This is a genomic window from Caulobacter sp. D5 (assembly GCF_003185805.1).
GTDB lineage: Bacteria > Pseudomonadota > Alphaproteobacteria > Caulobacterales > Caulobacteraceae > Caulobacter.
The window spans coordinates 1-3,216 of the sequence record NZ_QHJY01000556.1 but is presented as its reverse complement, the minus strand read 5'-3'; the positions used below and the strand labels follow the sequence as shown (position 1 = coordinate 3,216).

Annotated in this window: 4 protein-coding genes; 2 read left to right on the top strand and 2 right to left on the bottom strand. The window is 68.0% G+C overall.

The window, feature by feature from the left end; translation table 11 throughout:
• Positions 1 to 108 precede the first annotated feature (108 nt).
• A complete protein-coding gene (locus DMC18_RS27195; RefSeq protein ID WP_255580439.1) occupies positions 109 to 231 on the bottom strand; it encodes a hypothetical protein in 123 nt (40 codons plus the stop codon).
• A 158-nt stretch (positions 232 to 389) separates the two neighbouring features.
• Here DMC18_RS27195 and DMC18_RS25165 point away from each other — a divergent pair, with 158 nt between their 5' ends.
• A complete protein-coding gene (locus DMC18_RS25165; protein ID WP_110121646.1) occupies positions 390 to 1,709 on the top strand; it encodes a sugar MFS transporter in 1,320 nt (439 codons plus the stop codon).
• A 2-nt stretch (positions 1,710 to 1,711) separates the two neighbouring features.
• On the opposite strand, the gene DMC18_RS25160 is transcribed toward DMC18_RS25165, so the two are convergent.
• Entirely contained in the window at positions 1,712 to 2,698 is a 987-nt protein-coding gene (locus tag DMC18_RS25160; protein ID WP_110121647.1) for a pectinesterase family protein, read from the bottom strand.
• Positions 2,699 to 2,882: 184 nt separating this feature from the next.
• On the opposite strand from DMC18_RS25160, the gene DMC18_RS25155 reads away from it, so the two are divergent.
• The coding region (locus DMC18_RS25155; protein WP_199232639.1) for a hemerythrin domain-containing protein at positions 2,883 to 3,216 on the top strand (334 nt) is incomplete at its 3' end.

The following is a 3,216-nucleotide window of genomic DNA, read 5'->3' as shown; positions in this document are numbered from 1 at the left end:
GCTGCTGGCTCACCAGCAACTTCCCCCTCAGTCGCTTCGCGACAGCTCCCCCTTCAGGGGCGGAGGGCCGTAGGCCGCCACCCTCTCCCGCAAGGGTAGAAGGATCCGCTATTCCGGCCGCTTCAGGTTCCGCGCGCCCCAGCAGGCCAGATGCACGAAGGCGTCGGCCAGGCCGATCGCGGCGACCATCGCCACGATCCCGCACGACACCACGACGAAGATCGAAGACATGCCCGTTCTCCCAGCTTTCGGCTGAACGGCGACGCTGGCCCTCCGGTTCCGCTTGATACCGGTCCCAACGGGAAGAAACGGGCTTAGAGGTTGACAACGTTGTCACGTTCGGGGCGACTACGCCGTCCCGCGAAGACGGACATGGGGAGTGAAAACAGATGGCAGGCATGGGCGGCGCGGCCCCGGTGAACGGCGGCGCGGACGGAAAAGGGGCGGCTCTGCTGCCCTTCGTGATTCTTCTCTTCTTCGCCTGGGGCTTCTCGACCTGCCTGGTCGACCTCGTGGCCCCGGCGCTGAAGTCGCTGTTCTCGCTGACCAACTTCGAGGCGGGCCTGACCCAGTTCGCCTTCTTCATCGGCTACGCCGTGGTCTCGCTGCCGGCGAGCTTCCTGCTGGCCAAGGTCGGCTATCTGCGCACCGTCGTCGTCGGCCTGCTGGTCATGATGGTCGGCTGCCTGATGTTCGCCCCCGCCGCCAACGCCGGCGTCTATGAAGGCTTCCTGGCCGCCCTGTTCGTGCTGGCCTCGGGCATCACCATCCTGCAGGTCGCCGCCAACCCGCTGGTCGCCATACTGGGCAAGAGCGAGACCGCCTCGGCCCGCCTGACCTTCGCCCAGTTCCTGAACTCGTTCGGCACCTTCCTGGCGCCCTTCGTCGGCTCGGCCCTGATCCTCAGCCACATCGAGAAGGCGCCGGACCCGGCCACCCTGACCGCCGTCCAGTTGGCGGCCGTGCGCCATTCCCAGGCCCAGGCCGTGCAGACGCCGTACCTGATCATCGCCGGCGTGCTGCTGGCCCTGGCCGTGCTGTTCTGGCTGCTGCGCAAGAATACCTCCGCCCCGCAGGCCGAGAAGGCCGTCGGCGTCGGCGAGATGCTGGGCATGCTGAAGTACAAGCGCCTGGCCTTCGCCGTGCTGTGCATCTTCGTCTATGTCGGCGCCGAGGTGTCGATCGGCACCTACATGACCAGCTACCTGACCCAGTCCAACACCCTGGGCCTGACGCTGGCCAAGGCCGGAAGCATGGTCGCCTTCTACTGGGGCGGCGCCATGGTCGGCCGCCTGGTCGGATCGTTCGTGCTGGCCAAGGTGTCGCCGGGCAAGGTGCTGGCGATCGCCTCGCTGGCCGCCATCGTGCTGATCCTGGTCTCGGCCTTCAGCGTCGGCCCGCAGGCCGGCTACGCCCTGATCGCCATCGGCTTCTTCAACTCGATCATGTTCCCGACCATCTTCACCCTCGGCATCGAGGGGATGGGCCACCGCACGCCGCAGGCCTCGGGCCTGCTGTGCATGGCCATCGTCGGCGGCGCCCTGGTGCCGCCGGCCACCGGCTGGCTGGGCGACCATTTCGGCCTGGGCCTAGCCTTCCTGCTGCCGGCCGTCTGCTACCTGGTCATCGCCGCCTTCGGCTGGTCGGCCCGCAAGCCGGCGCCGGCGCTGTTCGTCCAGGACGAGCTGGCGCCCGCGCCCGCCGAGTAGATCTAGAACCGGCCGGGCTTCCACCCGTCCGGACCCGACAGGAAGCGGCGGGGCGCCCAGCGCTCCGCCGTCTTCGCGTCCAGGGCGTGGGCGGTCGGCTCGCGCGCGGCGGGGTTCGCCCCGCGCCCGGTCGAGGCGTATTCGGCGTAGTAGGCCGTCTTGAAGGTCTCGGTCTTGCCCGGCGTCCACTCCCGCCAGCCCTTGGGCTGCAGATCGGCGTCGATGCGGGTGCGCAGGAAGACCACGGTCGCGTAGGGCCGCCAGGCCCGACCCAGCCACAGTTCGCCCACCTTCGGGTGGGCGGTGATCGTGCAGCGGTCGAAGACGTAGCCGCTGTCCTGCTCGGGCGCGTTCTTGCTCTGGGCGGTGATCATCACCGTGGCGTTGGCGATCCCGTGGATGGTGCAGCGGTCGAAGACGGCCTTGCTGTCGCCGAAGATGAAGTCGACGTGGCCCTCGATGTAGCAGTCGCGGAAGTACTGCCGGCTCGGCGGCTTGCCCTTGCGGCTGGCGGCGTAGAGCGTGTCCTGTGCGCCCAAGAGGCGCACCTTGTAGAGCTGGGCCCGGTCGCCCATCACGGCCAGGGCGACGGCCTGCGAGGGCTGGCTGTTCTTGAGATGATAGTCGTTCTGGATCGTCAGGTTGCGGGCCAGGAAGTCGTCGCCCGACACCGTCACCGAGGAGGATTTCAGCGTCCCGCCGACCGTCGCCGAGGCGTCGCCGTACACCAGCACCACGTCCTGCGGCCGCTTGCCCTTGCCGACCAGCCGCACGCCGTTGCGAGGGATCGACAGCTTCTCGCGATAGGTCCCCGGCGCGATGTCGATCTCGCCGCCGCCGTCGGGCAGGGCGTCGATGGCGGCCTGCAGCGTCCGGTGATCGGCCTTGCCGTCGACGGCCACGGTCAGACGCAGCGGCGCGGCGCCGACCAGGGCGGTCAGGGCCGTGGCGGCCAGGGCGAGGCGCCTGGCGAAGCTGGAAATGGTCATGGGCCGCGTCCTCCCCCGGATCGTTTCACCAAGGAATATGACACCGGTGGACATCTGGCCAGGAGGATCAATCAGCGTCGGCTATCCGACGGAAGATATTGAGAAATGTTCGCACGGAACGTCCGTGTCGGCGCGAGGGTTTGAATGACCAGTCGGGGAAGCTGAACACTCAGGGAGACGCCACATGGCCGCAGCCGCCAAGTCCACCTCGAAAGCCAAGTCCAAGTCCGCCTCGGCCCGCCGCACGCGCCGCACCGGCCGTCGTGATCCTCTGGCGATCCGCCTGCTGAAGGCCGACCATCGCGAGGTCGAGGCGATGTTCGACGAGTACGAGCAGCTGGAAAGCGACGGCGAGAAGCTGGCCCTGTTCAACAAGATCGCCCTGGCCCTCAAGGTCCACACCCAGATTGAGGAGGAGATCCTCTATCCGGAAAGCCGTGGCGAGGTGGAGGACGACCTGCTGGACGAGGCCTATGTCGAGCACGACGGCGCCAAGAAGCTGATCGCCGAGATCGAGG